The 24364-nt window shown below is 69.1% G+C and carries 24 protein-coding genes; 11 read left to right on the top strand and 13 right to left on the bottom strand.

Annotated features, from left to right (window positions below):
* Positions 1-81: 81 nt before the first annotated feature.
* The 5 genes from C469_RS05325 to C469_RS05305 are packed head-to-tail and all read left to right on the top strand — an operon-like array spanning position 82 to position 6605.
* Entirely contained in the window at positions 82-2022 is a 1941-nt protein-coding gene (locus tag C469_RS05325) for an ABC transporter substrate-binding protein (RefSeq protein ID WP_008004507.1), read from the top strand.
* Between the two features lie 38 nt (positions 2023-2060).
* Positions 2061-3035 carry an ABC transporter permease gene (locus tag C469_RS05320; RefSeq protein WP_049911055.1) on the top strand — a complete coding sequence of 325 codons (975 nt, stop codon included), beginning with the start codon at positions 2061-2063 and terminating at the stop codon, positions 3033-3035.
* A gap of 15 nt (positions 3036-3050) precedes the next feature.
* Positions 3051-4235, top strand: coding sequence for an ABC transporter permease (locus C469_RS05315; RefSeq protein WP_008004503.1), 1185 nt, complete (start codon positions 3051-3053; stop codon positions 4233-4235).
* The gene (locus C469_RS05310; protein ID WP_008004501.1) at positions 4235-5275 is read left to right on the top strand and encodes an ABC transporter ATP-binding protein; all 1041 of its coding nucleotides are present in this window, start codon (positions 4235-4237) and stop codon (positions 5273-5275) included. Before C469_RS05315 ends, C469_RS05310 begins: the two co-directional genes overlap by 1 nt.
* Positions 5268-6605, top strand: a complete 1338-nt coding sequence (locus tag C469_RS05305) for an ABC transporter ATP-binding protein (protein WP_008004500.1) — start codon at positions 5268-5270, stop codon at positions 6603-6605. The genes C469_RS05310 and C469_RS05305 overlap by 8 nt, the downstream gene beginning before the upstream one ends.
* Before the next feature lie 12 nt (positions 6606-6617).
* Here C469_RS05305 and C469_RS05300 read toward each other — a convergent pair whose 3' ends face one another.
* From C469_RS05300 to tpiA, 5 genes are all read right to left on the bottom strand, one after another.
* Complete coding sequence (locus C469_RS05300; protein ID WP_008004498.1) at positions 6618-7373, bottom strand: AMP-binding protein; 756 nt, start codon at positions 7371-7373, stop codon at positions 6618-6620.
* A gap of 102 nt (positions 7374-7475) precedes the next feature.
* Positions 7476-7796 (bottom strand): cupin domain-containing protein, encoded by a 321-nt coding sequence (locus C469_RS05295; RefSeq protein WP_008004496.1) that lies wholly within the window; start codon positions 7794-7796, stop codon positions 7476-7478.
* Positions 7797-7872: 76 nt separating this feature from the next.
* Positions 7873-9036: a molecular chaperone DnaJ gene (dnaJ, locus tag C469_RS05290; RefSeq protein ID WP_008004494.1), complete on the bottom strand. Its 1164-nt coding sequence runs from the start codon at positions 9034-9036 to the stop codon at positions 7873-7875.
* An 81-nt stretch (positions 9037-9117) separates the two neighbouring features.
* On the bottom strand, positions 9118-11049 hold the full coding sequence (gene dnaK / locus C469_RS05285; RefSeq protein ID WP_008004492.1) for a molecular chaperone DnaK: 1932 nt from the start codon (positions 11047-11049) through the stop codon (positions 9118-9120).
* A gap of 204 nt (positions 11050-11253) precedes the next feature.
* Positions 11254-11898 (bottom strand): triose-phosphate isomerase, encoded by a 645-nt coding sequence (gene tpiA / locus C469_RS05280; RefSeq protein WP_008004490.1) that lies wholly within the window; start codon positions 11896-11898, stop codon positions 11254-11256.
* 150 nt (positions 11899-12048) lie between these two features.
* Here tpiA and C469_RS05275 point away from each other — a divergent pair, with 150 nt between their 5' ends.
* Entirely contained in the window at positions 12049-12852 is an 804-nt protein-coding gene (locus tag C469_RS05275; RefSeq protein ID WP_008004488.1) for a DICT sensory domain-containing protein, read from the top strand.
* A 46-nt stretch (positions 12853-12898) separates the two neighbouring features.
* On the opposite strand, the gene C469_RS05270 is transcribed toward C469_RS05275, so the two are convergent.
* Entirely contained in the window at positions 12899-13429 is a 531-nt protein-coding gene (locus C469_RS05270; protein WP_008004487.1) for a multiprotein bridging factor aMBF1, read from the bottom strand.
* 145 nt (positions 13430-13574) lie between these two features.
* On the opposite strand from C469_RS05270, the gene aroA reads away from it, so the two are divergent.
* On the top strand, positions 13575-14942 hold the full coding sequence (gene aroA, locus C469_RS05265) for a 3-phosphoshikimate 1-carboxyvinyltransferase (RefSeq protein ID WP_008004486.1): 1368 nt from the start codon (positions 13575-13577) through the stop codon (positions 14940-14942).
* Between the two features lie 398 nt (positions 14943-15340).
* Here aroA and C469_RS05260 read toward each other — a convergent pair whose 3' ends face one another.
* From C469_RS05260 to C469_RS05235, 6 genes are all read right to left on the bottom strand, one after another.
* Positions 15341-16336, bottom strand: coding sequence for a presenilin family intramembrane aspartyl protease PSH (locus tag C469_RS05260; RefSeq protein WP_008004484.1), 996 nt, complete (start codon positions 16334-16336; stop codon positions 15341-15343).
* Between the two features lie 644 nt (positions 16337-16980).
* Positions 16981-17787, bottom strand: coding sequence for a carbon-nitrogen family hydrolase (locus C469_RS05255; protein WP_008004482.1), 807 nt, complete (start codon positions 17785-17787; stop codon positions 16981-16983).
* Positions 17784-18212, bottom strand: coding sequence for a CoxG family protein (locus tag C469_RS05250; RefSeq protein ID WP_008004479.1), 429 nt, complete (start codon positions 18210-18212; stop codon positions 17784-17786). The genes C469_RS05255 and C469_RS05250 overlap by 4 nt, the downstream gene beginning before the upstream one ends.
* A gap of 86 nt (positions 18213-18298) precedes the next feature.
* Positions 18299-18526, bottom strand: coding sequence for a DUF7123 family protein (locus tag C469_RS05245; RefSeq protein ID WP_007998354.1), 228 nt, complete (start codon positions 18524-18526; stop codon positions 18299-18301).
* Between the two features lie 52 nt (positions 18527-18578).
* On the bottom strand, positions 18579-18761 hold the full coding sequence (locus C469_RS05240; protein WP_008004477.1) for a DUF7525 family protein: 183 nt from the start codon (positions 18759-18761) through the stop codon (positions 18579-18581).
* Between the two features lie 82 nt (positions 18762-18843).
* Complete coding sequence (locus C469_RS05235; protein WP_008004475.1) at positions 18844-19875, bottom strand: phosphate signaling complex PhoU family protein; 1032 nt, start codon at positions 19873-19875, stop codon at positions 18844-18846.
* A gap of 158 nt (positions 19876-20033) precedes the next feature.
* Here C469_RS05235 and C469_RS05230 point away from each other — a divergent pair, with 158 nt between their 5' ends.
* Positions 20034-20393 carry a response regulator gene (locus C469_RS05230; RefSeq protein ID WP_049911053.1) on the top strand — a complete coding sequence of 120 codons (360 nt, stop codon included), beginning with the start codon at positions 20034-20036 and terminating at the stop codon, positions 20391-20393.
* Positions 20394-20479: 86 nt separating this feature from the next.
* Here C469_RS05230 and C469_RS05225 read toward each other — a convergent pair whose 3' ends face one another.
* Positions 20480-20860: a DUF7522 family protein gene (locus C469_RS05225; protein ID WP_008004471.1), complete on the bottom strand. Its 381-nt coding sequence runs from the start codon at positions 20858-20860 to the stop codon at positions 20480-20482.
* Positions 20861-21016: 156 nt separating this feature from the next.
* Here C469_RS05225 and aglJ point away from each other — a divergent pair, with 156 nt between their 5' ends.
* From aglJ to C469_RS05210, 3 genes are all read left to right on the top strand, one after another.
* Positions 21017-21949 (top strand): S-layer glycoprotein N-glycosyltransferase AglJ, encoded by a 933-nt coding sequence (gene aglJ / locus C469_RS05220; protein WP_008004469.1) that lies wholly within the window; start codon positions 21017-21019, stop codon positions 21947-21949.
* 68 nt (positions 21950-22017) lie between these two features.
* Complete coding sequence (locus tag C469_RS05215; protein WP_008004468.1) at positions 22018-23124, top strand: AI-2E family transporter; 1107 nt, start codon at positions 22018-22020, stop codon at positions 23122-23124.
* A gap of 59 nt (positions 23125-23183) precedes the next feature.
* Entirely contained in the window at positions 23184-24335 is a 1152-nt protein-coding gene (locus tag C469_RS05210) for a cell division protein FtsZ (RefSeq protein ID WP_008004466.1), read from the top strand.
* The last annotated feature ends 29 nt before the right edge of the window (positions 24336-24364 follow it).

Below are 24364 nucleotides of genomic sequence, written 5' to 3'. Positions count from 1 at the left end.
TTTGGATCCGTCCATCGCTCATGTCGCCACGTATGTTCGACTATCTGAAGTTTTTTGTATGTCCACTTGTTTCGTGGTAGTATGTCACGGCGACACACAGACAGAACCGACGACGACAGCCGCCACATCGGTCGGCGGCAATGGCTCTCCGCGCTCGGTATCGCCGGCGTCGCGACACTCGCCGGCTGTTCCGAGCAGGGCGGCGACGGCGGGGACGGGAGCGACGGCGAGGACGGGAGCGACGGCGGGAACGGAACGGACGACGGCGACGGCGAGGACGGGAGTGACGGCGGGAACGCCGTGGACGTCGGCGACTTCCCGCAGTTCGGCGTCGGCGACCTCTACGGTCAGGAGGTCGCCCGAACCCTCGCTCGCGACGCGTTCGAGCAGTCGGAGTACGAGTACGGCTTCGACGGCGACACCATGGTGAACCCGGACGGCGACCAGGTGGAGATCAACATCTACCACAGCGCCGGACAGGAGACCTCACAGCTCACCGCGGAGTTCATCGCACAGGAGCTCGGCCAGAACCTCGGCATCAACGTCGTCGTCGAGGCGATCGACGGCACCCGGTTCAACAACGAGTACTGGACCGCCGAGGCGCAGGGCGGCACCGACACCGTCAACGGCGAGGAGCTCGAGTGGGCGAGCCCGACGCCGCAGAACCCCGGTCCGCGTTCCGTCACCAGCAACGAGCCGTGGGACATGTCGATCGTGTTCGGGCTGAACACCTACCCGCTCAACCCGCTCACGAACGAGGTGTTCTTCGACGGCGCGAACACCTTCTACAACCCGGTCGGCTACTACCCGCAGTTCGACGTGCAGGCGTTGTTCGAAGACGCCCGGGAGGCGACGACCCGAGAGGAGCTCCAGCAGGCGTTCGTGGAGATCTTCGAGAACCTCGCCCGCGAGCAGCCGTACATCACGCTGCTGTTCAGCGACGATCTGGTCGGCTACAACCCCGACCTGAACGGGCCGATCGAGAACTTCTCGAACGGCTGGGACCTGCCGGCGTGGCACTTCGAGGACCCCTCCGTCTCAGGCTCGTACGACACCGTCACCTCGGCCGGGTTCACGACGCTGAACCCGCTGTACAACACCGAAAACGGCGCCGGGGACGCGATCGCTCGCGCGCTCGACCAGGGGTACACGTTCGACGAGAACCAGGAGTACTTCCCGCTGTTGTACGACATGTCCACCGAGGACGGCGAGGTGTGGACCTTCGAGGTCCGCGAGAACCTCCAGTTCAGCGAGCCGTACGGGCAGGTCACGGCGGAGGACTTCGTCTACCTGATTCAGGAGCTCCACCAGAGCGACTGGGCGAACACGGCGGCGTCCAGCAGCTGGGACGGCGTCGAGGTCGAACAGACCGGCGAGTTCGAGTTCGAGGCCACGCTGGAGACGCCGAACCTGCTGTGGCCCCAGACGTACGACCCGCTCCTGTACCCGATCCCGCGCGACCTGGTCGAGCCCTACGTCGAGGAGGAGGACGTCGACGGGCTCGAACAGGACGAGGAGCTGCTGGAGCTCCAGTTCACCGGCAACCTCGGTGCCTTCACCCTCGACGAGTGGAACCGCGGCTCCGGGACGGAGTACACCCGTAACGACGAGTACTACCTCCGCGACATCGACGAGGGGCCGGACCTGTTCTCCGAGGGGCCGCTGTTCGAGGAGGCCTCGATTAGCGTCGTCGAGGAGCAGGCGTCTCGGCTCGGCGCCTTGGAGACGGGAGAGGCCGACTCCGCGGCGATCCCGCCGGAGCAGTACGAGTCGTACGACGAGGACGAGAACGTGACGGTGCGGCAGGTGCCCACCCCCTACAACACGATCATCTCCGTGAACCAGCGCGAAAACGGGTGGAACGCCGGTCCGGGGAACCTGTTCCAGCACGTCCCGTTCCGGCAGGCGCTGGCGTCGGCGATCAGCAAAGACCAGCTCATCGAGGGCGTCTACCGCGGGCTCGCGGAGCCGCACTTCACCTGGCAGCCCCGCTGGTCCGAGTTCTACCCGGGCGACGAGTAGCGCTCTCGTCGCCGCGTTCACATTATCACACACACCACATGGGATTTGGAAGATACGTTACCGCTCGCGTCCTCTGGGCCGGAGTGGTATCGCTCATCATCACGACGATCACGTTCCTGCTCGTCTCCGCCGCGCCCAACCCGTCGGTCCAAGAGGCGGCGACGCAGGCCGCGCTACAGGGGGGTGACCCCGCCGAGGCCGCGGAACGCGCGCGCGAGCTTCGCGGGCTCGATCAACCGCTGTACGTCCGGTACATGGACTTCATCGAGAGCGTCTACACGTTCGACTGGGGCTGGTCCCGGAGCCGGAGCCAGCCGGTGACGGAAGCGCTCGGACAGGGACTCTACTACACCGCGCAGTACTCCGTGCCGTGGACGGTCCTGACGGTCCTGATCGGCCCCCTGGTCGGCGTCTACTCCGCGGCGAACATGTACTCTTGGAAGGACCACGCCGCGACCGGGTTCGCGTTCTTCGGATACGCCATCCCGAACTTCTTCTTCGGGATCATCCTGCTCCTGATCTTCGGCGTCTGGCTGGAGGTCATTCCGGTCGTGTACAACACCGACGTGGCGGTGTTCAGCGCACAGAACGCCGTGCAGCTGTCGATTCCGGTGTTCGTCTTGGTCACCGGATCGATCGGCGGGATCATGCGCGTGTCGCGCAACGAATCGGCGGAGTTCCAGAACGCCGAGTTCATGAAGACGGCGAAGGCCAAGGGGGTCTCGCCGATCCGCGCGTACGCGTACCACGTGATGCGGCCGACGCTCGTCCCGCTGTCGACGACCCTCGTCGGACAGCTGCTGGCGCTGTTCCTCGGGTCGTCGCTGCTCGTGGAGGTCGTGTTCGGCATCCCCGGGATCGGCCGGGTGACGTACAACGCGCTGATCGCACAGGACACGAACCTCCTGTTGGGCTCGACGCTGGCGTTCACGTTCATCGCCGTCATCGGGAACCTCCTGGAGGACCTCGTGTTCACGGTGCTCGATCCGCGGATCAGCTACGACGACAGATAACTCGAGGACACAGACATGGCAACACAGAAACCGGAACGATTCGACCAGGTCGACTGGGCGGAGATATCGCGGTCGCGGTGGTTCGACCTGTCGATCAACAGCATCGGCATGCTCGCCACCGCGCTCCCGCTCCTGATAGTCGCGCTGTACGACTGGCAGATCCTCGACGAGCGGACGCCGACCCTCGAACCCGTCGGTCCGGCGTGGGACGTGGGGACCGTCGATTACCTGTTCATTTTCACCCTGCTGCTGTTCGCGTTCTACATCGTCCTCCCGCTGTTCCAGAACCCGCGGCGGACGAAGTACTACTGGCGGGAGTTCAAACGCAACCGGCCGGCGGTCGTGAGCCTCGGCTGGCTCGCGGTCGTGTTCGTCGGCGGGATATTCGGCCCGTTCTTCATCAGCGCGCCCGAACAGAGCATCCTCACCGGCTACCAGCCGCCCGTCTTCCTCTCGGTCGAGCAGTCGTACGTCTCGACGTGCGTCGGCGACATCGTCGGCGGCCAGTGTCAGGGGACGTGGCAACACCCCCTCGGCACGACGGCCGGCGGGAAAGACGTGTTCGCGGGGATCGTTCACGGGATGACGATCAGCATGCAGATCGGCTTCATCACGACGACCATCGTGGCGACGGTCGGCATCACCTTCGGAACGGTCAGCGCGTACGCCGGCGGCTGGGTCGACGAGCTGATGATGCGGTTCGTCGACATCGTGCTCTCGTTCCCGACGCTGCTGATGTTCCTGCTCATCCTCTATATATACGGTGCCGGGCTCGGGATGTTCATCCTCGTCTTCGCGGCGTTCGCGTGGGGCGGCACCGCCCGGTACGTCCGCAGCAAGTCGCTGTCGATCTCCGAAGAGGAGTTCATCAAGGCGAACCGGATCAGCGGCGCCAGCACCTACCGCGTCGTGCGGCGCCACGTCGTGCCGAACGCGGCCAGCAGCATCATCACGCAGCTCACGCTGCTCATTCCGGGGTTCCTGCTCGCCGAGGCGCAGCTCGCGTTCCTCGGGCTCGGCGACTCCACGATCCCCTCGTGGGGACAGCTCATCTCGGCCGGTCGGAGCGACCTCTCGTTCGCGCCGTGGATCGTTCTGGCGCCCGGTATGGTGCTGTTCTTGACCATCTTGGCGTTCAACTTCCTCGGTGACGCGCTGCTGGACGCCTTGAACCCCGAAGCGGAGGCGGAGAACGCATAATGTCCACTCCACTGCTCGAGGTCGAAGACCTCACGACGACGTTCAGCACCGACAACGGAGACCTCACCGCCGTCGACGGCGTCGGCTTCACCGTCGACGAGGGCGAGACGGTGTGTATCGTCGGCGAGTCTGGCTCCGGAAAGACGGTCGCGACCGAGTCGATCACGCGGATCGTCAAGGAGCCGCCTGGCCGCGTCGAGGGGACGGTCCGGTTCAAGGGCAGCGACCTGATGTCGATGTCCGACGAGGAGCTCCGGCGGATCCGCGGAAACGGGATCGCGCACATCTTCCAGAACCCGCAGGAGGCGATGAACCACTGTTACACCGTGGGGTGGCAGATCGCCGAGGCGCTCCAGATCCACGAGGACGTTCCGGACGAGGAGGCGCGGGCGCGGGCCGTCGACCTGCTCGACCGGGTCGGCATCGCCAACGCGAGCGCGCGCTTCGACGACTACCCCCACGAGTTCTCCGGCGGCCAGAAACAGCGCGTGATGATCGCGATGGCGCTCGTGGGCGACCCCGACCTGCTGATCGCCGACGAGCCGACGACCGCGCTCGACGTGACGGTGCAGGCGCAGATCCTGAAGCTGCTCGACGAGCTCCAAGACGAGTTCGACATGGGGGTCCTCTTCGTGACCCACGACCTCGGGGTGGTCGCGCAGATCGCCGACCGGATCGTGGTGATGTACGCCGGGAAGGTGATGGAGCGCGGCGGCGTGCTCGACATCTTCGAGCATCCGGCGCACCCGTACACCCAGCAGCTGCTGAATTGCGTCCCGGAGATCGGCGGGAACGAGGGCGGGATTCCCGGCACGCTGCCGAACCCGCGCGACCCGCCGGACGGCTGTCGGTTCGCGCCGCGCTGCTCGTACGCGGAGCAGGCGTGCCGGACCGGCGAACAGCCCGAGGAGCTGGAAGTGAGCCCCGGGCAGCGGGTCTCCTGTATCCACTACCGGGACGGCCGCGACCCGTCCCTGCTCCGCGAGAACGCCCCCGGCGTCGAGTCGGGCTCGAACGAGGTGAGTTCGGCGGATGACTGACGAGCCGATCCTCTCGGTGCGGGACCTGAAGAAGCACTACCCGATCCGGAAGGGGATCTTCAATCGACAGGTCGGCGCCGCGAAGGCGGTCGACGGGATCGGCTTCGACATCGCGCCCGGTGAGACGCTGGGGCTGGTCGGCGAGTCCGGCTGCGGGAAGTCGACGGCCGCGAGCTCGGTCATCCGCCTGGAGGAGCCGACCGCCGGCGAGGTCGTGTTCAACGGGAACGGCCGGGGCGGCGCGACCCGCAACCCGGACGGCACGCACCCGAACGACGTGACCCGGTTCTCCGACGCGGAGCTCAAGCGCTTCCGGCGCGGGGCCCAGATGATCTTCCAGGACCCGGCGTCGAGCTTCGACCCGCGGATGACCGTCGGCGGCGCGGTCGCGGAGATGCTGGAGGTCCACGGGATGTCGGACCGCCACCGGCGGCGCGCGATCGTCGAGGATCTGCTCGAACGCGTCGGGCTCTCGGCGACGGATTACGACCGATACCCCCACGAGTTCTCCGGCGGTCAGAAACAGCGGATCGCGCTGGCCCGGGCGCTCGTGTTGAACCCGGACCTGATCATCGCGGACGAGCCCGTCTCGGCGCTCGACGTGTCGATCCAGGCGGAGATCCTCTCGCTCATCGACGACCTCCAGACGGAGTTCGACCTCTCGCTGCTGTTCATCAGCCACGACATGTCGGTGATCCGTCGGATCTGCGACCGCGTCGCGGTGATGTACCTCGGCGAGATCGTCGAGGTCGGACCGACCGACGAGGTGTTCGCCGACCCGCAACACCCCTACACCGAGGCGCTGCTGTCGTCGATCCCGACGCCGGACCCGCGGTCGACGGTCGGCGGGATCGAGCTCGCCGGGACGGTGCCGAGCCCGACGAATCCGCCGAGCGGGTGCCGGTTCCACACGCGGTGTCACCGCGTCATCCAGCCGGACGGGATCGACGTCGACCAGTCCGACTGGCGCGGGATACTGAACTTCCGCGACCGCGTCGCCGCCGGCCGGGTCGACGTCGAGAGCATCCGAGAGAACGTCGCCGTCGACGGCGGACCGGCGAGCGACGGCGAGGTCGGCGCACAGCTCCGAACGGAGTTCGACATCGGCGAGCGGATCGGCGACCCCGAGATCGAAGACACGCTTCAGGACGCGATCGACCGGCTCCTCGCCGGCGACGACGAAGAGGCGGCGGAGCTTCTCTCAGACCGATTCACGACGCCGTGCGCCGAGACGGTCCCGGAGCGGACCGTCCACTCCGAGGGCCACGAGTCGTCGTGTCTGCGACACCAGCGGGAGCAGGCGGCCGCGCCGAACCCGGCGGACGACTGACGCCCTCGGGGGTCACGTCCCGCCGAGCGCCGGCAGCGTCGCTCGCTCCGGCTCCGGCGGTTCGGTCTCCGCGTCGCCGACGACCACCGCCAGATCGCCGCGCGGCTCGCCGTTTTCACGACCGGAGCCGCCGTCGGTCAGCACGACCGCTCCGCCGACCGAGAGCGGCGCGACCACGCCGGCGGCGAGCGCGCGCGGGTCCGAGAGGTCGCTCCGGAGGACGACCCGGGTCTCGGCGTCGATCCCGTGTCGCTCGACGGTCGCGGCGGCCGCCGCGAGGAGGGTTCGGTGGGTGGTTTCGCCGTCGCCGGCCCCGTCGCGGACGACCGGGTCGTCGGGGCCGACCGCGCTCGGCGGCGTCCCCGGGTTCTCGCTCCACAGCTCCTGTTCCCAGTGGGTCGTCTCCGGGCGGGTCGGCGGGCCGCCGAAGGCGGCGAGGTTCGTGCCGGGCGCCGGTTCCGTCGCCGGCTCGTCCGCGACGGCGACGAGGACCACGCGGTCGCCGCGTTCGATCCCCGCCGTCGGATCGAATCGGACCGGGGCGCCCAGCCCCGCGGCGCCCAAAAAGGCGAGCGTCGTGTGGAACCCCGGCGTCGGGTCGACGGCGACGGTCGACCCCTCGCGCGCGCCGAGGTAGCGCAACACGTTGGCGGCCTTGTACGCGTTGGTGATCAGGTCGCGATACGTGCGCTCGCGGCCGTCGGCCGTGACGAGCGCGGTGTCGCGGCTCCGCCGGTCCCGAGCGAGCAAGTCGCCGACGACGTCCATACGCGGGGCTCGGGGCGGGCGAGACTTAAAAACGCGGAGGCGTTCCCGCGGGTCGCGAGCCGGGCCTCGGGAGTCGGACGCGGAGAGTCGGCCGGAGAGCGCTCAGGGCGCGCCGGCGATGACCATCTTCGAGCCGTCGGCGGTAACGGCCAGGTCGCGCGTGGAGTCGGCGTCGACCCGCACCGCGTCGCCGGGACCGAGCGCGACGGGCTCGCCGTCGACGGTGAGCGTCGCCTCGCCGTGGAGCAGCACGTACACCTCCTCGTGATCGGCGTCGGCGTGGTCGTGTTCCATCCCCTCCCAGCCGTCGTCGGCCTCGACGACCGTGACTCCGAGCTCCTCGCAGTCGAGCGCGTCGCGGAGGAAGTACATGCCGGGGGCGCGCGGTTCCACGTCGTCGTAGGCGGTCGCGTCGTAGCCCATACCCGGGGGAACGGGCCGGACCGCGGAAAAGGTAGGGGTCGGCGAAGGCGAGTCGGCAACGGACCGCCGAAGGGATTTAAAAGGAACTCTTCAGCTTCTCGAAGAAGCCGCCGCCGACGTCGATGTCTTCGCCGCCGGCCTCCGCGAACGCCTCCAGCGCCTCGCGCTGCTCCTCGTTGAGCGAGTCGGGTATCACGACGCCGACCTGCACGTAGAGGTCGCCGCGCCCGCGCCGACGGAGACGGGGCATCCCCTTCCCCTTGAGCCGGAACGTCTCCCCGCTCTGGGTGCCGGCGGGCACGTCCATCTCGACGCTGCCGTCGACCGTCTCGACCTCGATGGTGTCGCCGAAGACGGCCTGCGGGAAGGAGACGGCCTCGCTCACCCGGAGGTCGTCGCCGTCGCGCTCGAACCGGTCGCCGACCTCCACGTCGACCTCGATCAGCAGGTCGCCGTTGGGGCCGCCGTTCTCGCCGGGCGCGCCCTCGCGCTCCATCCGGAGGCTCTGTCCGGAGCGGATCCCCGCCGGAATCTCGACCGAGAGCGTCGCCTCCTCGCGGACGACGCCGTCGCCGCCGCAGTCGGCGCAGTCCTCGCTGTACAGCTCTCCCTCGCCCTCGCAGCGGGGACACGTCGAGGTCTGCTGAACCCGACCGAGAGGCGTCTGCTGCACCTGCTGGACCTGCCCGCGACCGTTACACTGCGGGCAGGTCTCCACGTCGGCGTCGGGCGGGTGGCCCGCGCCGTCGCAGGTGTCACACGTCGTCGGTCGCGTGAGCGTGACCTCCTTGGTCGCGCCCTCGAACGCCTCCTCCAGGTCGATCGCGAGTCCGGTCCGGAGGTCCTGTCCCTGACGCGGTCGGTTGCCGCCGCCACTGCCACCACCGCCGCGACCGCCGCCGAAGAACTGGTTGAAGATGTCCTCGAAGCCGCCGGCGCCGCCGGCACCTCCGGCGCCGCCGAAGGGGCCGCCCGCACCGCCGGGACCGCCGCCGCCCGTCGCGCCGCGCTTGTCGGCCTCGGTGAAGCGGTCGTGTCCCAGCTGGTCGTACTGCTGGCGCTTCTGCTCGTCGGTGAGCACCTCCTTGGCCTTCTGGATCTTCTTGAACCGCTCCTCGGCGTCGTCGTCGTCGCTGACGTCGGGGTGGTGTTCGGCGGCCTGCTTGCGGTACGCCTTCTTGATCTCTTCCTCGCTGGCGTCCCGCGATACCCCGAGGACGTCGTAGAAGTTCTCGCTCATGCGTTACGTTCGTTGTTCGTTGTTGGGTCGTTCGTGTCTGGGTCGCGTTACGCGGCGCGTCCGAAGGCGGGGGGCGAGCGACTACTCCTCGTCGTCCTCGTCCACGTCCTCGAAGTCGGCGTCGACGTACTCCCCGTCGTCGCCGTCGGCCCCCGCACCGCCTGCACCGCCGGGGCCCGCACCGCCCGGACCGCCCATGCCGCCCATGCCGCCCGGACCGGCGCCGGCCGCGCCGCCCGCGCCGCCCGGACCGGCCTGCGCGGCCTGTCCCTCGTACATCCGCTTGCCGATCTCCTGCAGCTCCTCGGTGAGCGCCTCGGTCGCGGACTCGATCTCGTCGGTGTCGGCGTCCTCGTCCTCGAGGACCGCCTCCACGTCTTCGATGGCCGCCTCGATGTCGGCGACGAGCTCGTCGTCGTCGAGCTCCTCCTCGTTCTCCTCTAAGAGGGTCTCGGCGCGCTGGATCGTCGTCTCGGCCTCGTTGCGGGCCTCGATCCGCTCGCGGCGGGCCTCGTCCTCCTCCGCGTGTTTCTCGGCTTCCTCCTGCATCTGGTCGATCTCCTCGTCGGAGAGGCCGACGCCGCCCTCGATGGTGATCGACTCGGCGTTGCCCGAGCCCTGGTCCTCGGCCTCGACGTTGACGATGCCGTTCTCGTCGATGTTAAAGGAGACCTCGATCTGGGGGGTTCCGGCGGGCGCCGGCGGGATGCCCGAGAGCTGGAACGCGCCGAGCAGCTCGTTCTCGTCGGCGATCTCGCGTTCGCCCTGGAAGACGCGGACGTTGACGGAGGTCTGGTTGTCCGCGGCCGTGGTGAACACCTTCGACTCCTCGGTGGGAATCGTGGTGTTCTTCTCGATGAGCCGCTCGAAGAGGCCGCCCTTCACCTCGATCCCGAGCGAGAGCGGAGTCACGTCGAGCAGGACGATGTCGTCGACGTCGCCGGAGAGAACGCCGCCTTGGACCGCCGCGCCGAGCGCGACCGCCTCGTCCGGGTTGACGTTCTTCTTCGGCTCCTGGCCGACGAGCTCCTCGACCTTCTCCTGGACCTGCGGCATCCGGGTGGAGCCGCCGACGAGGATGACCTCGTCGATGTCCGACTTCGAGTAGTCAGCGTCGGAGAGCGCCTGCTCGGTCGGCTCGACGGTGCGCTCGATGAGGTCCGAGGTGAGGTTCTCGAACGTCGCGCGGGTGACCGACTGCTCGAGGTGGACCGGACCGCTGTCGGTCGCCGTGATGAAGGGGAGGTTGACGGTGGTCTCCTTCTTGTTCGACAGCTCGATCTTCGCCTCCTCGGCGGCGTCTTTCAGCCGCTGGAGCGCCTGCCGGTCCTCGCGGAGGTCGATCCCGTGGTTGTTCTGGAACTCGTCGGCGAGGTGGTCGATGAGCGCCTCGTCCCAGTCGTCGCCGCCGAGGTCGTTGTCCCCGTTCGTGGCGACGACCTCGTAGACGCCGCCGCCCAGATCGAGGACCGACACGTCGAACGTCCCGCCCCCGAGGTCGTACACGAGGACGGTCTGGTCGGACTCGTCGTCGAGGCCGTACGCCATGGAGGCCGCGGTCGGCTCGTTGACGATGCGCTCGACCTCGAAGCCGGCGATCTCGCCGGCGTCCTTGGTCGCCTGCCGCTGCTTGTCGTTGAAGTACGCGGGGACGGTGATGACCGCCTTCTCGACGTCGTCGCCGAGGTACTCCTCGGCGTCGCGCTTGATCTTCTGGAGGATCATCGCCGAGACCTGCTCCGGCGTGTACTCCTCGTCGCCGATATCGACGGTGTAGCCGTCGTCGCCCATGTGGCGCTTGATCGACTGGATCGTGCGGTCGGGGTTCTGAACGGCCTGGTTCTTCGCCGGCTTGCCGACGAGTCGCTCGCCGTCGTCGGCGAAGGCGACGACCGAGGGGGTGGTCCGGTCGCCTTCCGCGTTGGCGATGATCTCGGGCTCGTCGCCTTCCATCACCGCGAACGCGGAGTTGGTGGTACCGAGGTCGATACCGAGGATCTTGTTGCTCGCCATCTTGGCCAAATGTACCGGCTTGTGTCGGTTAAAGGTTACTAGACGGCGCGATTCGAACGCGCAGTCGATCCCGTCGCAGTCATGCGGTTTCCGCGATCGTGTGAACGCGTCGCACCGGTGTTTTTATATCGATCCGCAAGCGCAGCAACGCGCCCTCCGTCGCTGGCCCTGACGAGACCGGGTCGGATCCCGTCGACGGGCCACTCAGATCCCGCTGACGAGGTCTTCGAGCACGGCCTCCGGGTCGTCGGCCTTCGCGACGCCCGACGCCAGCAGGACGCCGGCGGCGCCGAGGTCGCCGGCGGCGCCCACGTCGTCGCCGGTCGAGACGCCGGCGCCGCAGAACACGTCGACGGCCGGGTCGACGGCCTCCGCGGCCGCGACCGCGTCCTCGACGATCCCGGGGTCGGCCGTCGAGACGGAGACGTCGCCGCCGATGAGCTCCGGCGGCTCGACGGCGACCGCGTCCGGCCCGAGCGCGGCGGCGGCGCCGACCTGCGCGGGGTTGTTCGCGCAGACGATCGTCTCCAGGTCGGCGCGCTCGGCCGCGCGGACGGAGCCGTCGATGTCGGCGAGCTTCAGGCGGTTCTCGGAGTGGTTGACGAGCGTTCCCTCGGCGCCGTTGTCGGCGACCGCCTCGGCGAGCGTCGACCCGGTGTGGGAGCCGTGCGCGTTCGGCGAGACGTGCTGGGCCCACGTCTCGACGCCGGTGTCGGCGACGCGGGCGACGTCGGCGGCCTGCGGCGAGACGGCGATTCGCGCGCCGGACGACTCGGCCACGTCGCGGGCGGCGGTCGCGACTTCGATCGGGTCACACGGGTACGCCTTCAGGTTCACCAGGATGAACATATCCGTATTCGGGGGTCGCGGCGCAAATAGCTTCATGCTTCGGCGGCGTCGCCCCCGGAGCGACCCCCCGAGTCGCGAAACCGAAACCCGTTTCGCTGGCTCTGAGAGCAGAAACGACCTTATACCCCGCTACTGTGGGTCCGACAAGGGATGTCCCTCATCGAGCTCATCGCCGGCGTGGAAGCTCACGAGGCCACGTTGACCGTGTTCAACGCCGATCCGGCGGTCACGGACGAACTCCGGGAGTACTTCGCCGACCGCAACGTCCGGATCGTCGACGACCAGACCGCTTCCGGGCCGGGGGAGTTCGCCGTGCTGGCGCGCGACGGCGAGTTCGTCACGGCTGTGACCGTCGACGAGCTGTTGCCGCGACCCGGCGGGAACGGAGCCGGCGGGAACGGAGCCGGTGAATCGGGAGGCGACGGCGGCGAGTCGAGAGCCGAGGGGTCGCGAGGCCGGCGCGTCGGCGAGCCGGTGTTGGACCACCTCGACGAGACGATGTTCACCTCCTACTCGCGCGCGGACATGGTGGCCGCGTCCCGCGAGATAGAGGACCGCGCGTGGCGGGTCGGCGACGGCGAGCTCCACGCCGGATTCCAGACGCTCGACGTGCTCACCGGCGAGGCGGACACCTACGACCTGCTCGGCGAGAAGGAGCGGCTCAGCGTGCACGCGTACGCCGCGAACGAGGGCGACGCCCCCGACGTGGAACACTACACCGTCCACGTCGGCGAGACCGCGGAGATCCGGGAGACGTGGTTCGTCGCGTACGACGGCGGCGGGTACGACGACGCGAAGTGCGCGCTGCTCGCCGAGGAGCGCGCGCCGGGAGAGTTCTACGGCTTCTGGAGCTACGACCCCGAGACGGTCGATTACATCATCGACTACCTGACGGACCGATACGGGCCCGAAGAGGGAGGCGAGCCCGCGGACGACGCCGGAATAAACCGCTAACGCCGGGATACACCGGCAGCGTCGGAGCGGAGGCCGAGACGGCGTCTCAATCCTTTCGCTTGACCACGTCGCCGAGCGTCATCGTCCCGGCGTCGCCGCTGTCCCAGTCGGCGTCGTCGACGGACTCGCCCTCGACGAGCGTGATGTCGAGCGCGCCCTCCAGCTTCCGCTGGATGTCGTCGGTGGGGAGCGTGTCGCCGCGCTCCAGCTTCCGGATGAGGCTCGCCTTCTCGTTGAGCTGATCGGCCAGCTCCTCCTGGCTGAGCCCGCGGGACTCGCGGGCGTTGCGGATCCGGTCGTCGTAGTCGGTGGCGATCTCGTCCATGTCGTCGAACATGTCTCGCGGGCGCGTCGACCCGCCCGAGGAGCCGGACGAACCGGACGAGCCGCCGGAGGAGCCCGACGACTTCCCGGAGCTCGAACTCGTGGAGTACTTGCTGCCGCCGGAGCCGGTCGACTCGTCGCGGACCTCCGTGCCGAAGTCCGTACACGAGCTACACAGCTCCAGCTCGGCGCCTTCGACCTTCGTCGTCGTCAGCGAGGCCTGGTCGGCGCCACACATCTCACACTGGGGCATACGCGACGGTAACGCTCCTGTTGGTATAAAGGGTACGCCGGCGGGCTCCGGAGAGGGTTCACCCCGCCGAACTGCGCTCGCGGGTCCGCCCGCAGAATCGTGCCGCGGCCGGTACCCACTTGTCGCCGCGGGCGGCAGGGGACGTATGGACGTTCACGTCACCACCTCGACGGTGCGGGGGACCACCCGCGCGCCGCCCTCGAAGAGTTACACCCACCGCGCGCTGCTGGCCGCGGGGTACAGCGACGGCGCGACCGTTCGCTCGCCGCTCGTCTCGGCCGACACGAAGGCGACCGCTCGGGCCGTGACCGCCTTCGGCGGCGCGGTCGAACCGGAGGCCGGAGCCGAGACCGACACCGACGACGCCGACGCGCTCGTCGTCGACGGCTTCGGCGGTCGCCCCGCCGTCCCCGACGACGTGATCGACTGCGCGAACTCCGGGACGACGATGCGGCTCGTCACCGCCGCGGCCGCGCTCGCGGACGGGACCACCGTGCTGACCGGTGACGGCTCCCTCCGGTCGCGCCCGCAGGGGCCGCTCCTCGAGGCGCTCGCCGATCTGGGCGTGCGCGCGGAGTCGACCCGCGGGAACGGGCAGGCGCCGCTCGTCGTGAGCGGGCCGCTCGCGGGCGGCGAGGTCGCGATCCCCGGCGACGTCTCCTCGCAGTACGTCACCGCCCTGCTGATGGCCGGCGCGGTCACCGACGAGGGGGTCGAGGTCGACCTGACGACGCCGCTCAAATCGGCGCCGTACGTCGACATCACGCTCGAACTGCTCGCCGACTTCGGGATCGAGGCCACGCCGGTCGACGACGGCGGCGACGCGCTCGACGGCGCGGCCGGCGCGGCGGGGTTCGTCGTCGACGGGGGGCAGTCGTACGCGCCCGCGGACGGGAGCTACACCGTCCCCGGCGACTTCTCCTCGATCTCCTATTTGGTCGCCGCCGGGGCGGTCGCCGCCGAGCCCGGCGAGCCGGTCCGGATCGAGGGCGCCGTGCCGAGCGCGCAGGGCGACTCCGCGATCGTCGAGATCGCCGAGCGCATGGGCGCGGAGATCGAGTGGGACCGCGAGGTCGGCGTCATCACCGTCCGGCGCTCCGAGCTGTCGGGCGTCGAGGTCGACGTGGGCGACACGCCCGACCTCCTCCCCACCATCGCCGCGCTCGGCGCGGTCGCCGACGGCGACACCACGATTACGAACTGCGAGCACGTCCGGTACAAGGAGACCGACCGGGTCTCGGCGATGGCCGAGGAGCTGGCCAAGATGGGCGCCGAGACGACCGAGGAGCCGGACACCCTGACGGTCCACGGCTCCGAGAGCGACCTCCGCGGAGCGACCGTCGACGGGCGCGCCGACCACCGGATCGTGATGTCGCTCGCGGTGGCCGCCTTGGTCGCCGAGGGCACCACGACGATCCACGGCGGCGAGCACGTCGACGTCTCGTTCCCGAACTTCTTCGACGCGATGGCCGACCTCGGGATGGCCGTCGAGCGCGACGGCGCGGGCGAGTAGCGCGCCAGCGTTGTTTATAAATGCGGTGCGGTGGCGCGTGCCTGCGAGTGGCCGATAGGCCACGAGGAGCACGCGCGAGGGAGTCAGTCGCCCGGAACAACGTGGAGGGCGACTGACGAGGCTGGGGAGGCGTGAGGCTGTGCGGTCGGGTGGGACTCAAAGGGGCAGCCGGCGAGGACGACGCTCGACGACGAAAGCACCGCAGCGAAGGAGCGATAGCGACTGAGCGAGGAGCGCAGCGAGTCGCGCGAGTCGTCGCCGGCTGGGGCTTTGGAGGTGTTCGTCGTCGCTCCGCCAACAAGCATTTATAAGTGATCGGCTGGGGCTTTGGAGGCGTTCACCGCCGATCCACAGTTACCAATCACGTATAAACAGCCGACGGCGACACTAACATCGACTCAGAAGAACCCGCCGAGACCGACCGCCTCGACCAGCGGGACGCCCGCGACGACGGAGCCGATCAGGTAACCGCCGATCGCGCCGCCATTTAAGAGTGGGAGCCCGGCGTGGGGCCGGCCCTTGATCACCCAGCTCATCAGCACCAGCAGCCCCCCGAGGCTGCCGACCATCGCGAGCAGCGCGGGGATGTTGATCCCGATCAGCGGCACGGAGAGAGTCGCGGCCGGCGAGAACGTCGCCGCGCTCGCCACGAGCACCGCCGGGATCACGGCGTCGCCGAGCCCGATGAAGAACGCGTCGCGGTCCTCGATGTCGGTCGGCTCCGAGACGTCGGCGGCCGCGTCCGCGGAATCGTCGTCGTCGAGGTCGCTATCGGGGCTGTCGTCGCCGTCGTCGTCTCCGCCCGCCGGCTCCGCCTCCTCCCCGAGAAGCGAGTACGACAGCGACAGCGGGATCACGAGCACCACGGGGATGTTCAGGTCCATCACGCCCTCCGCGAGCGACAGCATGTGCTCGGTGCCGTACACCGAGATCGCGTCGTAGACCGCCAGGAACCCCAACAGGAGCAGCGCGGGCAACAGTCCGAACGAGATGCCGAACAGCCCCGCCGCGCCCGCGCCCATCAGCACCCCGGCGGTGTCGATCACGTACCACTCGGGGTACACGAGCAGGGCGACGCCGACCGCGACCGCGGGCACGGCGGCCGCGAGCGGCGAGACCAGCGCCGAGAAGACGTACCACGAGAGCCACGCCGAGACGCCGACGATCAGCAGTCGGATCGCCTGATCGAGGTCGTAGCGGAACGCCGCGAGCATCAGTCCGGTCATGGCGATGATCGCGACGATGTACAGAAGGCTGTTCGTCGGATTCTCCGGGTTCTCGACCGCCTGGTAGCCGCTCTCGACGAACTCCGGTACCAGCGCCAGCGCGCCCAGCTGGACGACGAGGAACAGGCCCACGACGAAGGCGACGCCGCGGTACTCGCGGGGGAACATTCGACCGTCGGTTCGAGAGCCCGGGGTTTCGACCTTGCGCTTCGCCGCGGGGACGCTCCGGTCGCTGCGGGACGGGAGCGCGGTACCGAGAAACGGGATCGGGTACGGTGTGGGAGCGGGTGAACCCGAACCCGAAAGCCGACGGACGACGGACGGTGGAAGCGAGTCTCCGACCGGCCCGCCCGTAAACGGGATTGGGCCGGTCGGTTTCGTCCGCGGCGTTTACGTGCTGCCCCGACCGCCGTAAGTAGCTACCGTCCAAATTCTCAGAAATGATACTCTCCGGGTCAAAACACGCGAGGTCACGACTGTGCGGCGTTCAGGAAAGGGAGGGCGAAGGGAACCGAAGGACGCAGACGGGAGTCGAACGGAGCTGTCGATGCGTCGAGTGCGGGGGACGAGAGGTGGCGAAAGGCGAGGCGGGCGGACGAGAGGCGTCGAAAGGCGAAGGAGACGGATGAACGACGGGAGGCGGGCGGGCGGCGGCCGAACAGCGGACCCCCGGGCTGTCACCGGCGTCGCCGCCCGAGTGGTCGGGACGGGCGCGTGGATTGTCGCCGAACTCCAACGAGAAAAGCGTCGGACTTCGGCATCGGATCGTTATCGCTTCTCCCGTATAAATGAGGCGGTCCGAACCGACGGGACTACCGACGGTCGCGCAGCGCCGGGAACTCCTCTCGCACCGCGGCGACGCGGCTCGGATCGACCTCGGCGGTCACGGTCGTCGGCTCGTCGCCCGCCGACGCCAGCGTCGTCCCCCACGGGTCGTAGACGGTCGTCCGGCCGCAGAGCGCGTCGCCGTCGAACGCGCCGCTCCCGTTGACCGCGGCGACGTACGCCAGGTTCTCGATCGCCCGCGCCCGGCCGAGCGTCCGCCAGTGCTCCACGCGCGGGTACGGCCACGCGCTCGGCACCAGCACGCAGTCGACGCCCGCCTCGACCATCCGCCGGAACTGCTCCGGGAACCGGAGGTCGTAACAGGTCGTCACGCCGACGCGGACGCCCTCGATCTCCGCCACCGGCTCCCGCTCGCCGGGGACCATCCGGGCCGTCTCCTCGGAGCCGTAGCCGAAGAGGTGTCGCTTCCGGTAGACGAGCCGCCGCTCGCCGCTACGGTCGAACAGCGCCGCCGTGTTCGCGAGCCCCTCGTCGGCCGGCACGTCGACCCCGTCGGCCGCGGACGCGGCGAGGTCCTCGACGACGGTCCCCGCCAGCACGTTGACGCCCTCCTCGGCGGCGACCGCGGCGAACCGGCTCAAGCGGTCGCCGGCGAGGCTCTCGGCCGCGCGGGCGTACGAGTCGAACGCGAAGTACCCGACGTCGAACAGCTCCGGGAGGACGACCAGGTCGGCCCCGTCGGCCGCCGCCCCGCGGACCGCTTCGACCGCGGCCGCGACGTTCTCCTCGACGGCGCCGCCCTCGACGCCGAGCTGGACGCACGCGAGCCTCATGCCGTCGGTCCGAGCGACGCCCGTAGGGCGTCTTCCAAGTTGTCCAGCTCCGCGTCGAAGTTGCGCTCGAAGAAGGACTCGACGCCCGGCAGCCGCCCGTCGACCACGAACTCGTTGGCCAACCGGCAGCCGCCGTCGGTCTCGGTGATCGTGTGCTCGCCGGTGACGCGGAAGGCGCGTGACTTACCGACGAACTTCACCCGCGTCGGCGGCTCGCGCTCGACCTCCTCCGTCTCGACGGAGATCGTCGACCGGATCATCGGTATCGGGAGCGCGACGTGCCACGTCGCTCGGCCCTCGCCGTGTACCTCGAAGGTGTCGACGACGCTTATCGCTCCTGCGCGCTGCTCGGCGTCCGAGATGAACGCCCACACGTCCTCGGCGGGGGCGTCGAACTCGAACGTCCGGGAGACTCGGACGGTCATACGCTCCCGTTTGGAGCGGTGGGGGTTAAAAACACGCGAGTCTGGCGGGCGTGGACCGAAATCGGCGGCAGTGAGGCGGGACGGGATTAGCCCTGCGGGGTCACGCGCCACGTCGTCGACCGCGCGCGACCCCACTTCTCGATGTCGACGTCGTCGGACTTCTCGGCGAGTCGGGGGAGGCGCGAGCCGACCTGCTTGGCCGTGAGACCGATGGCGTCGGCGATCGTCTTCGAGCGGACGTACCGCTCGCCACGGGTGACGCTGTCCGTGAGGTACGCGAGGATGCGCTGTTCCTCCTCGGTGTACTCGCTCATGTCCCGAAGGTAGGCGTCAAACGTTCTTAACGGTTTCTCGTCCGGACCGCGCTCAATCGAAGATCTGGACGGCGACGACCGAACAGAGGGCGAAAACGAACGCCGCTCCGAACCCCCACGCCTTCCCGAGCTGCGACGGGTGGCCGAACATCACGACGGCGCCGACGACCGCGATCGCGCCCAACGCGAGCGCCACGCCGATCTCCTTGTCGGACTCGATGGATGCCTCACTCATACTCGTCGCTTCGCGGGCGGCTACTTAGTTCATGCGAACGCGGAGACGCGAGCCACGCCGCGAGCGGGGACTCGGCGTCGAATCAGATGATCTCGACGTGCTCCGACTCCTCGTTGAGCGCGAGGTTCGCGGCGATCTCGGCGTTTCGCATCGCGTACTCCGCGGTGTGCTGGAGGCTGACGAGCACTTCGCGGGTCATCAGCAGGGTGTCGTTGTCGAGGTCGCTCGGCAGCTCCCCGAGGATCTCCTGTTCGCGGTCCTCGAGCCGGGCGAAGAGCTCGCGGCACTCGACCGTGAGGTCGTAGTCGCGCTCGACGACCGCCCGGACGGCGAGGGCGGTCAGGTCGTCCACCTGGTCGGTGAACTCCCGGATCTGTCGCATCGTCGCGCTGTCGACGTCGAGCGTGTGGCCCTCCGCCTCCATCACGATGTCGGCGATGTCCTCCGCGTTGTCGGCGGTGAGTTCGAGGTTCTTCGCGACTGACCGGTAGCCGATGAGCGGGAACCCCTCCTCCAACCCGACCGCGCGGGCGAGGTTCGGGTTCTGGTACGCCGTGAAGATCAGCCGGAGCAGGAGCACGAATATCTTGTTCGCCTGCCGCTCCCGGTTGAGCGCGCGCTGGGCTAGGTCGGGGTTGCCGTGCGCGAGCGCCTTCACCGCCTCGCCGCGCATCGTCGATCCCGTGTTCTCCAGCCGCTCGAGCAGGTTGTCGAGGGTGAAGTCCTCGGGGTCGACGGAACACCGGATCGAGATGTCTTCCGGCGTCTCCTCGATGACGCCGAGCCCCATCAGCTGCGTCTCGGCTTTATAAACGGCGTTGATGTGCTCGCTGTCGAGCGTCCCCTCGCTGCGGACGTGGATCACGCGCCGCCCGAGCACGTACTGGGCGACGATGGCGCGCTCGAGCGAGCGCGCGTCGAGGCCGTCGGCGTTTATCACCGCCTCCGACTCCTCCGTGCTCACCGACTCCGGCAGGACCGTGAGGGTCCCCTTCCCGCCCATCCGCAGCGACACCTCGTCCCCCTTGTTGACGCCGTGCTCCTTCGCCCACTCAGCGGGGAGGGTCATCGCCAGCGTCGACGGCCCCAACCGCTGGACTTTCCGCGTTTCCATGGAGATTGATACCGCCGGATACACCTTAACCTTGTTCCTATGTCCATTATACGCTTCACCGGATATACAAGGGATTCTCGCGAGTCGACGGCGGTGGAATGCGCGCGATCACGTAGTCGATCCGCGCGCTTATGACGCTCAGCCGCCGACGGGCAGACATGACTGAGCGGGTACTCGTCGTCGACGACTCCTCGTTCCAGCGGACCGTCGTCCGGGACGCGCTGGAGGGCCCATTCGAGGTGGTCGGCGAGGCGGAACACGGTGCGGAGGCGGTGGAGCTGTTCGAGGCGTACGAACCGGACGCGGTGTCGATGGACGTCGTCATGCCCGAGATGACCGGGATCGAGGCGACCGCCGCGATCAAAGAGCGCTGGCCCGACGCCGTGATCGTGATGTGCACGAGCGTCGACCAGCAGGAGAAGATGATGGAGGCGGTGAAGGCCGGCGCCGACGGCTACGTGACGAAGCCGGTCGACGCCGACGAGTTGGTCCCGGAAATACGGAGCCACCTCGGTTAGGCGTCGCAGTCGGCGGCGGGGGCGTCCGCGCCTCCCCTACGCCGGGTCGAACGATCGCAGCCTACGCCGGGTCGAACGATCGCAGCCTACGCCGGGTCGAACGATCGCAGAATGGACGCGAGCGCGCTCGCGAGCTCCTCGAAGCGGTCGATCTCCATCGAGTCGGTCGTGACCCAGATCCCGTGGCCGTTGGCGATGACCCGCGTGAGGTACCCGTTTTCGAACACGCGGACGGTGAACCGGTAGTCGCCGAGCTGCGTGTCGGCGTACAGCGACTGCGCGTGGAACCCGTGTCGCTCGCTCTCCGCGAAGCCGACGAGGTCGGCCGTCCGGCTCAGGTCGCTGCGGAGGTAGAGCTGCTCGACGTCCTCCTCGGTGAAGTACGTGAGGCTCCGCAGCTCGTCTCCGGTGGCGGTCCGCGCCGCGCTGAGCAGCTCCTCGACGCTGGCGTCCGGTGGGTGTCCCATGCTACCACGATCGATCGTCTGATACATGAGCGTATGGGTGCCCGCAGAACCGACGAGCCGCCCGACGAGCCGATCGGTGAGGGGGCGTGCGTCCCGTCCGCACGGCCCGGACCCGGAAGGACAGAGTTTAGCGACTCCCCCGATATCGACCCCGTAATGAGCGAGTACGACGACGTCTGCGTCCTGCTGCCCACCATGGACGAGGTCGAGACGGTCGCCCGCGTCGTCGAGGCGTTTCGCGACGCCGGGCTCGACGAGGTCCTCGTGATCGACGGCGGCTCGACCGACGGCACGCGGGAGGCGGCCAGCGAGGCGGGCGCGCGCGTCGTCGAGCAGTCCGGACGCGGGAAGGGGCAGGCCGTCAGGGAGGCGGTCGGCGAACACATCGACGCCCCCTACGTCGTGATGGCCGACGCGGACGCGACGTACGAGGCGAGCGACGTCGATGCGATGCTCGATCCCCTGCTGTCCGGCGAGGCGGACCACGTGATCGGGAACCGGTTCGCGGACATGCGCCCGGGCGCGATGACCCGACTGAACCGGATCGGAAACCGGATCATCAACCTCGGGTTCCGCGCGATCCACGGCGAGCAGTACCTGGACATCCTCTCGGGCTACCGGGCCTTCACCCGCGAGTCGTTCCGCAGGCTCCACCTCACCGCCGACGGGTTCGGGATCGAGACCGAGATGGCCGTCGAGTGCGTGAAGAACCGGCAGTCGGTCGCGGTCGTGCCCGTCACCTACCGCGAGCGCCCCGGCGGCTCCGCCACCAACCTCCACCCCGTCCGCGACGGCGGCGTGATCTTCCTCGAGCTGTACCGGAAGGCGAAGACGAACAACCCCCTGTTCTACTTCGGCAGCCTCGGCGTGATAGCGACGAGCGCCGGGGCGCTCATGACCGGGTACGTGCTCTACGACTGGATCGTCAACGGGATCCCCCACGAGATAATCGCGATCGGTGCAGTCGGGGCCGCGATCTTGGGGATCCAGCTGCTGATCTTCGGGTTCCTCGCCGACATGATCCTCTCGCTCCACCGCGAGCAGGTGGCGCGCTACGAGCGCGCGACCGAGGACGGCTCGGATCGGTAACCGACGCGTCTTCCCCCGCAGACCGATCGAGCCCCATGGTTTATGTCCGACCGCGGAGAGGAACGGCCATGGACGAGAAGCGGTTCGTCATCGCCCTCTTCGGTCTCGCCGTCGCGGTGCTCGTCGGATTCATCGCCTACCGGTTCGTCGCCCCGCTCACGGTCGCCGTCTTCCTCTACTACTCGACCCGTCGTCTCTTCCACCGCCTCGAGCGCTTCCGGCTCCCCGCGCGTGTCAGGGCGGTGGCCTCGCTGTCGCTGATCGGCATCCCGCTCATCGGCCTTTTGAGCTACACCGTGCTCCTCCTGCTGATCGAGGCGCGCCGGTTCATCGAGCAGTACCCGGTCGCCGAGACGATCGGCGCCGAGAACTCGTGGGTCGGCGACCTCGCCGCGCTCTCGAACCCGACGTTCGAGGGGGTCATGCAGGCGTACCAGTCCGGCCAGCTCGACCCGCTCATCGACTTCGTCTCCGAGCAGGCGGGGCTGCTGGCGGGCGTGCTCTCGGGGCTCGCGTTGAACCTCCTCATCACGATCGTCGTCACCTACTACCTGCTGCTTGACGGCTCGAAGTTCCACGAGTGGCTGCTCTCGTTCGACGACGACGCCGTCGTCCGCGAGTACTTGGAAGAGGCCGACGCCGAGCTGGAGGCGGTGCTGTACGGGAACCTCCTCAACGTCATCGCCATCTCGATCATCGCCGTCGTGACCTACACCGGCTACAACGTGGTCGCGCCCGAGATCGTCGAGGTGCCGTATCCGGCCCTCGCCGGCGCGCTCACGGGCGTCGCGAGCCTGATCCCCGTGATCGGAATGAAGATCGTGTACCTCCCGCTCGCGGCGGTGACCGCGGTTCAGCCGGTCCTCGGCGACGACATCGCCGCGCTCGTGTACGTCGCCGGATTCCTCGTCGTCGCCGCGGTCGTCGTCGACACGATCCCCGACATCGTTCTCCGGCCCTACTTCAGTGGGAAGACCACCCACGTCGGGCTGCTCATGCTCGCGTACATCTTCGGGCCGGTCGTGTTCGGGTTCCACGGGCTGTTCCTCGCGCCGATCGTGCTCGTGTTGGCCCTCACGTTCGCCAACACCGCCCTGATACGCCTCCTCGGCGGGGACTCCGAGGAGGTCGGTCCGGAGGTCCCGCGGGGACAGCGTCAGCTCGACGAGTTCTGAGCGGGAGGGCTCCCTCCGAGCCGAAGGCATAAGCCCCCGCTCGACGACCGGGGTGACGTATGCGAGTACACGTCATCGGTCTCGGCGGTGCCGGCGGTCGGATCGCCGGCCGGCTCGCCGCCGACAGCGACGGTGACCGGTTTCTGCAGGGCGTCAACGCGTTCGACACCGACGCGACCGCGCTCGACGCCCTCCGGTCGATCGACGAGTCCCGCCGGTACCGCTTCGGCGACGCGGCCGACGGGGGCGGGCTCGACGGCGACCTCCACGCGGCCCGGCGGCTCGGCGACGCCCACGCCGGCGAGTTGAGTCGGGCGATGGACGACCAGCAGCCGTCGCTCGCGGAGGCGTTCGTCCTCGTCGTCGGGCTCGGCGGCGGCGCTGGCGCGGGCGTCGCGCCGGCGCTGGCCGAGGAGCTGACCCGCCTCTACGACGCCCCCGTCTACGCCGTCGGGCTGCTCCCGACGCCCGCGGAGTCCGAGCGCGGCGAGCCCGACCCGCCCCACGCGAGCGCGACGGGGGACGCCCCCGAGAGCCTCCCCCCGGACCGGCCCCTCGCGGAGAAGAACGCCGCGCGGACCCTCGACGCGCTCTCCGATCGCTGTGCGGCGGTCTTCCCGTTCGACAACGACGACTGGCTCCGTCCGGGGGAGACGATCGCCGACGCCCGCGACCGGCTGAACGAGGTCGTCGCCGACCGGGTCGCCGCGCTGTTCGGCGCCGGCGAGGCGGACGACGCGGACTCGACGCCCCAGCAGGTCCTCGACGCGAGCGACGTGGCCCGAGCGGTCGGCGACGACGGGGAGATCGCCGTCATCGGCCACGCGACGCAGGCGGTCGAGCCGCCCGAGTCGGGGTCGCGGTTCGGGCTCGGGCTGTTCGGCTCCTCGGAACCCGCCGAGGTCGACACGAGCGCCGCGGTGTCGGCGATCGAGACGACGATCCGGAAGGCGGCCCGCGGGAAGAACACCGTCGAGGTGCCGGCGGGGCGGGCCGACCGGACCTTGCTCGTGGTGGGCGGGCCGCCGGCGTGGCTCAACCGCGAGGCGATCGCGGACGGGCGGCGGTGGCTCACCGACGAGACCGGTTCCGGCGCGATACTAAGTGGCGACGCCCCGGTCCCCCGCGGCGACGAGGTGTTCGCGCTGGTCGTGCGGTCGGGGATCGACGAGCCGGCTCGAGTCCGGGAGCTCCGGGAATCGATCGCGTGACCGCCGGCTGTCGGTGCCGACTCCCCCCG

It is taken from the genome of Halorubrum lipolyticum DSM 21995, from assembly GCF_000337375.1.
Taxonomy (GTDB): domain Archaea; phylum Halobacteriota; class Halobacteria; order Halobacteriales; family Haloferacaceae; genus Halorubrum; species Halorubrum lipolyticum.
Note: the sequence above shows the minus strand (reverse complement) of the source record. Positions and strands in the feature narration are given on the sequence as shown.